This window comes from Rhizobium laguerreae (assembly GCF_019778565.1).
Classification (GTDB): domain Bacteria; phylum Pseudomonadota; class Alphaproteobacteria; order Rhizobiales; family Rhizobiaceae; genus Rhizobium; species Rhizobium laguerreae.
On record NZ_JAAXQT010000030.1, the window covers coordinates 1 to 4,942 of the forward strand.

A 4,942-nucleotide genomic window follows, 5' to 3' on the forward strand; every position below is an offset into this window, starting at 1 on the left:
GCAGGATCGTCTACAAGCTCTGGACTGGCGACAAGGAAACCATGAAGGCCTGGAAGATCGCCTGGGCGGAAACGGCCAACCGGCACCTGGCGCTTGCAGGCCATGAGATCCGGATCGACGGCCGCTCGTATGCCGAACAGGGTCTCGATGGCATCGCCCAAAGACATCTCGGGCCGGAAAAGGCAGCTCTTTCCCGCCGGGGTGCCGAGTTGTATTTCGCGCCAGCCGATCTTGCCCGCCGGCAGGAGATGGCCGACCGGCTGCTCGCCGAACCGGAGTTTCTGTTGAAGCGGCTCGGCAATGAACGCTCCACCTTCGATGAGCGCGATATCGCCAAGGCGCTGCATCGATATGTCGACGATCCTTCGGACTTCGCTAATATCCGCGCGGGGCTGATGGCGTCGGACGACCTGGTCATCTTGAAGCCGCAGGAGGTCGATCCTGAAACGGGCAAGGTAGCGGAACCCGCTGTCTTCACCACGCGCGAGATACTGCGCATCGAGTATGACATGGCGCGGTCGGCGCAGGTGTTGTCGGAGCACAAAGGTTTTGCCGTTCCGTCACGGTATATCGCGGCCGCCGTCAAAAGCGTCGAAGCTGGCGATCCCGACAAACCCTTCAAGCTCGATGCGGAACAGGTCAATGCCATCCGTCATGTCACCGGTGACAGCGGCATCGCGGCCGTGGTCGGCCTTGCCGGTGCCGGCAAGTCGACACTGCTTGCCGCGGCACGCGTCGCTTGGGAGAGCGGTGGCCGCAGGGTCATCGGCGCGGCCCTTGCGGGGAAGGCTGCGGAGGGACTGGAAGACAGTTCCGGCATCAGGTCGCGAACACTCGCCTCCTGGGAACTCATCTGGGCCAATGGACACGAGACGCTCCATCGTGGTGATGTGCTTGTCATCGACGAGGCCGGCATGGTGTCGTCGCAGCAGATGGCCCGCGTGCTGAAGCTCGTGGAACAAGCAGGGGCGAAAGTCGTTCTGGTCGGCGACGCGATGCAGCTCCAGCCGATCCAAGCGGGTGCGGCATTCCGGGCGATCACCGAACGGATCGGTTTTGCCGAACTCGCCGGCGTGCGCCGTCAGCGCGAAGAGTGGGCGCGCGAGGCATCGCGGCTTTTTGCGCGCGGCGAGACGGAGAAAGGTCTCGATGCCTATGCGCAGCAGGGTCATCTCATCGAGGCTGGGACACGGGACGAAGCCATCGGGCGCATCGTTTCCGATTGGACGGATGCCCGTCGCGCGCTCGTTCGGGAATCTGCCGAAGGCCCATACACATCTCGCATTCGCGGCGACGCGCTTCTCGTGCTTGCCCACACCAATGCAGACGTGAAGCGTCTGAACGAAGCGCTGCGATCGGTGATGACAGGAGAGGGCGCACTCGGTGAGGGCCGCTCTTTCCGGACCGAACGTGGTGCGCGCGAGTTCGCCGCCGGCGACCGCATCATCTTCCTGGAGAATGCCCGCTTCCTCGAGCCACGTGCTCCACGTCTCGGTCCGCAATATGTCAAGAACGGCATGCTCGGCACGGTCGTTTCCACCGGCGACAAACGCGGTGATACCTTGCTTACGGTGCGTCTCGACAATGGCCGCGATGTCGTCATCAGTGAGGACAGTTATCGCAATGTCGATCATGGTTACGCCGCGACCATTCACAAATCACAAGGTGCCACCGTCGAGAGAACCTTCGTACTCGCCACCGGCATGATGGACCAGCATCTGACCTATGTGTCGATGACCCGACATCGCGACCGCGCTGACCTCTATGCCGCGAAGGAAGATTTTGAGGCGAAGCCGGAATGGGGAAGGAAGCCGCGTGCCGATCATGCCGCCGGAGTGACCGGTGAGCTCGTGGAAACCGGACAAGCCAAGTTCCGGCCGAATGACGAGGATGCCGACGACAGTCCTTATGCCGACGTGAAGACGGATGACGGAAGCGTCCATCGTCTCTGGGGTGTGAGCCTGCCGAAGGCACTCGAAGAGGGCGGTGTCTCCGAAGGCGACACGGTCACCCTGCGCAAGGACGGTGTCGAGAAGGTCAAGGTTCAGGTTCCGATCGTCGATGAGCAAACTGGGCAGAAGCGGTTCGAGGAAAGAGAAGTCGATCGCAATGTCTGGACCGCCAAGCGGATTGAAACCGCCGCAGAACGCCAGGAACGGATCGAGCGGGAAAGCCATCGGCCGGATGTGTTCAAGCAGCTCGTCGAGCGCCTGTCGCGCTCCGGCGCCAAAACGACGACGCTCGATTTTGAGAACGAGGCCGGTTATCGCGCCCATGCCGACGACTTCGCCCGGCGTCGCGGGCTCGACACTCTTTCTCAAGCTGCGGCCGGCATGGAAGAGGAGGTTTCGCGGCGGTGGGCGTGGATTGCGGAAAAGAGGGAGCAGGTGGCTGAGCTCTGGGAGCGGGCCAGCGTGGCGCTCGGTTTTGCGATCGAGCGGGAGCGGCGTGTTTCCTACAATGAGGAGCGAATTGAAACGCAAACTGTCTCGGATGCAGACACTGGCCGTGTGCGGTATCTGATCGCGCCCACCACGGGATTCGCCAGAACCGTCGCCGAGGATGCGCGGCTGGCACAGCTTTCGTCGCCGGCGTGGACGGAGCGGGAAGCAATTCTGCGGCCGCTGCTTGAGAAGATCTATCGTGACCCGGATGCAGCACTTGTCGCCCTGAACGCGCTTTCATCGGATGCAAGCATCGAACCCCGCAGGCTTGCCGACGATCTTGTTGTTGCGCCGGATCGGCTCGGCCGCCTGCGTGGTTCCGATCTGATCGTCGACGGTCGTGCGGCACGCGACGAGCGCAGCAACGCGACCGCGGCATTGCTGGAACTGATACCGTTGGCCCGCGCGCATACCACCGAGTTCCGCCGGAATGCTGAGCGGTTTGGTTTCCGTGAGCAACAACGCCGCGCTCATATGTCCCTGCCGATCCCGGCTCTTTCCAGGCAAGCGATGGCGCGTCTCGTGGAGATCGAAGCAGTGCGAGAAAGGGGTGGTGACGACGCCTATAAGACCGCCTTTGCGTTCGCCACAGAAGACCGCTCGCTCGTGCAGGAGATCAAGGCGGTCAGCGAGGCGCTCACGGCCCGCTTCGGCTGGAGCGCTATTACCTCGAAGGCCGATAAGGTTGCCGAACGCAACATGGTCGAGCGCATGCCGGAAGACCTTACGGATGAAAGACGCGAGAAGCTGGCCCGGCTGTTCGAGGCCGTGAAGCGCTTTGCCGACGAGCAGCATCTCGCCGAGCGGCGGAATCGCTCGAAGATCGTCGCGGCGGCGAGTGCCGATCAGGGCATGGGGACAGACAAGGAGAATGCCGCCGTGCTGCCCATGCTTGCCGCTGTCACCGAGTTCAAGACCCCTGTCGACGAGGAGGCGCGCTCGCGTGTGCTGTCAGCTCCTCTCTATCGCCAGCAGCGCGCAGCGCTGGCGGCCGTGGCATCAACGATCTGGCGCGATCCGGCCGGCGCCGTCGGCAAGATCGAAGACCTGCTTGCCAAAGGTTTCGCCGGCGAGCGCATCGCCGCTGCGGTGACCAACGATCCGGCCGCCTATGGCGCATTGCGCGGTTCCGATCGCCTGATGGATCGAATGCTTGCTACCGGTCGGGAGCGGAAGGAGGCAGTGCAGGCCGTGCCTGAAGCCGCCGCCCGCCTGCGTGCGCTCGGTTCGGCCTACGTCAAGGTGCTCGATGGCGAACGCCAGGCCATTGCAGAGGAGCGACGGCGCATGGCAGTCGCCATTCCCGGCCTGTCGAAGCCGGCGGAAGACGTGCTCATGCGACTGACAGCAGAGGCGAAGAACAACGGTCGCAAGCGAAATACATCGGCCGTTTCTCTCGATCCGGCTATTCGCCAGGAGCTTGCCGCCGTCAGCCGGGCGCTCGACGAGCGCTTTGGTCGCAATGCCATCCTCCGAGAGGAGAAGGATCTCGTCAACGGTGTGCCACCAGCACAGCGCAATGCCTTCGAGGCGATGCGAGAAAAGCTGAAGGTTCTGCAACAAGCAGTCCGCTGGGAAAGCAGTGAGCAGATCATCTCAGAACGGCGTCAGCGGGCTGTCAGCCGCGGGCGCGGCATTGAACTCCGAGACGCACTAAAGTGAACAGGAGACCACTTACGATTGCAATCGTCATCGTGAGCCGGGCGCACGGAGTCGCAATCCCGTGCCGTAGTCCGATGATGCGGAACAGCGGTCGCGGAACCTCTGATCAAGCTACGGTTTATCAAAGGGATCGTTTGGTTCCCGCCGCTGCAGCCGGTGAGGACAGGATCGTCGTCGACGAAGTCGCGCTCGGCGCCGCCCTTCCCGAGATCGGCAAGGTCAGTCCCGTCGCCGGCGATGCCTCAATGCGATATATCACCCGCGCCGTCGATCTCGCCATGTCTGGCCAAGCCGATGTCATCGTCACCGCGCCCATCAAAAAGGAAGCGATGAACCTCGCCGGCCATCCCCATTGCGGCGAAAACGGCCTGTTCGGCACCGAAGACATGGAATTCCTGGCGCCCGCCGTCGAGCAGGCGCAGGCAAAGGGCATCGACGTCGTCGGCCCGATCTCGGCCGATACGGTGTTTGCCCGCGCCTATAACGGCGCCTTCGATCTTGTCATCGCCCAGTATCACGATCAGGGCCATCCTTGGATTCCAACGTGATGCCGAAACTGTCAAGTTCGGCAGCTTCACGACTGCCTGCAGCTTTGCGGATGTCGATCATCGGAAGATTGCGGAAGCTTGCGGTTGCCCTGCAGTCCGCATCTCAAATCCCGCCGATCTTCCTCGATACCTTGAGCGCGGTCTCTCCGGAGAAAGTCCCCTGCTGATTGAGGTCATGACAGAGGCGGGCGCCCATCCACCGCTGTCGCTGTTTGCTGCAATGGATCACGCGGCATGAGCGCTGACCGCGGCCCGCATGTAGCGGTTATCAGCGGTGGCACCACTGGG

The 4,942-nt window shown here is 62.7% G+C and carries 1 protein-coding gene and 2 pseudogenes; all 3 read left to right on the forward strand.

Features of this window, described 5'->3' with window-relative positions:
• Positions 1-4,106, forward strand: a 4,106-nt coding sequence (gene traA, locus HFO71_RS35635) for a Ti-type conjugative transfer relaxase TraA (RefSeq protein ID WP_221989124.1), incomplete at its 5' end; no start/stop codon positions are given.
• Between the two features lie 131 nt (positions 4,107-4,237).
• A pseudogene (locus HFO71_RS35640) lies at positions 4,238-4,636 on the forward strand (4-hydroxythreonine-4-phosphate dehydrogenase PdxA); the annotation flags it as partial.
• A pseudogene (locus HFO71_RS35645) lies at positions 4,635-4,892 on the forward strand (thiamine pyrophosphate-dependent enzyme); the annotation flags it as partial. The pseudogenes HFO71_RS35640 and HFO71_RS35645, both read left to right, overlap by 2 nt.
• Positions 4,893-4,942 lie beyond the last annotated feature (50 nt).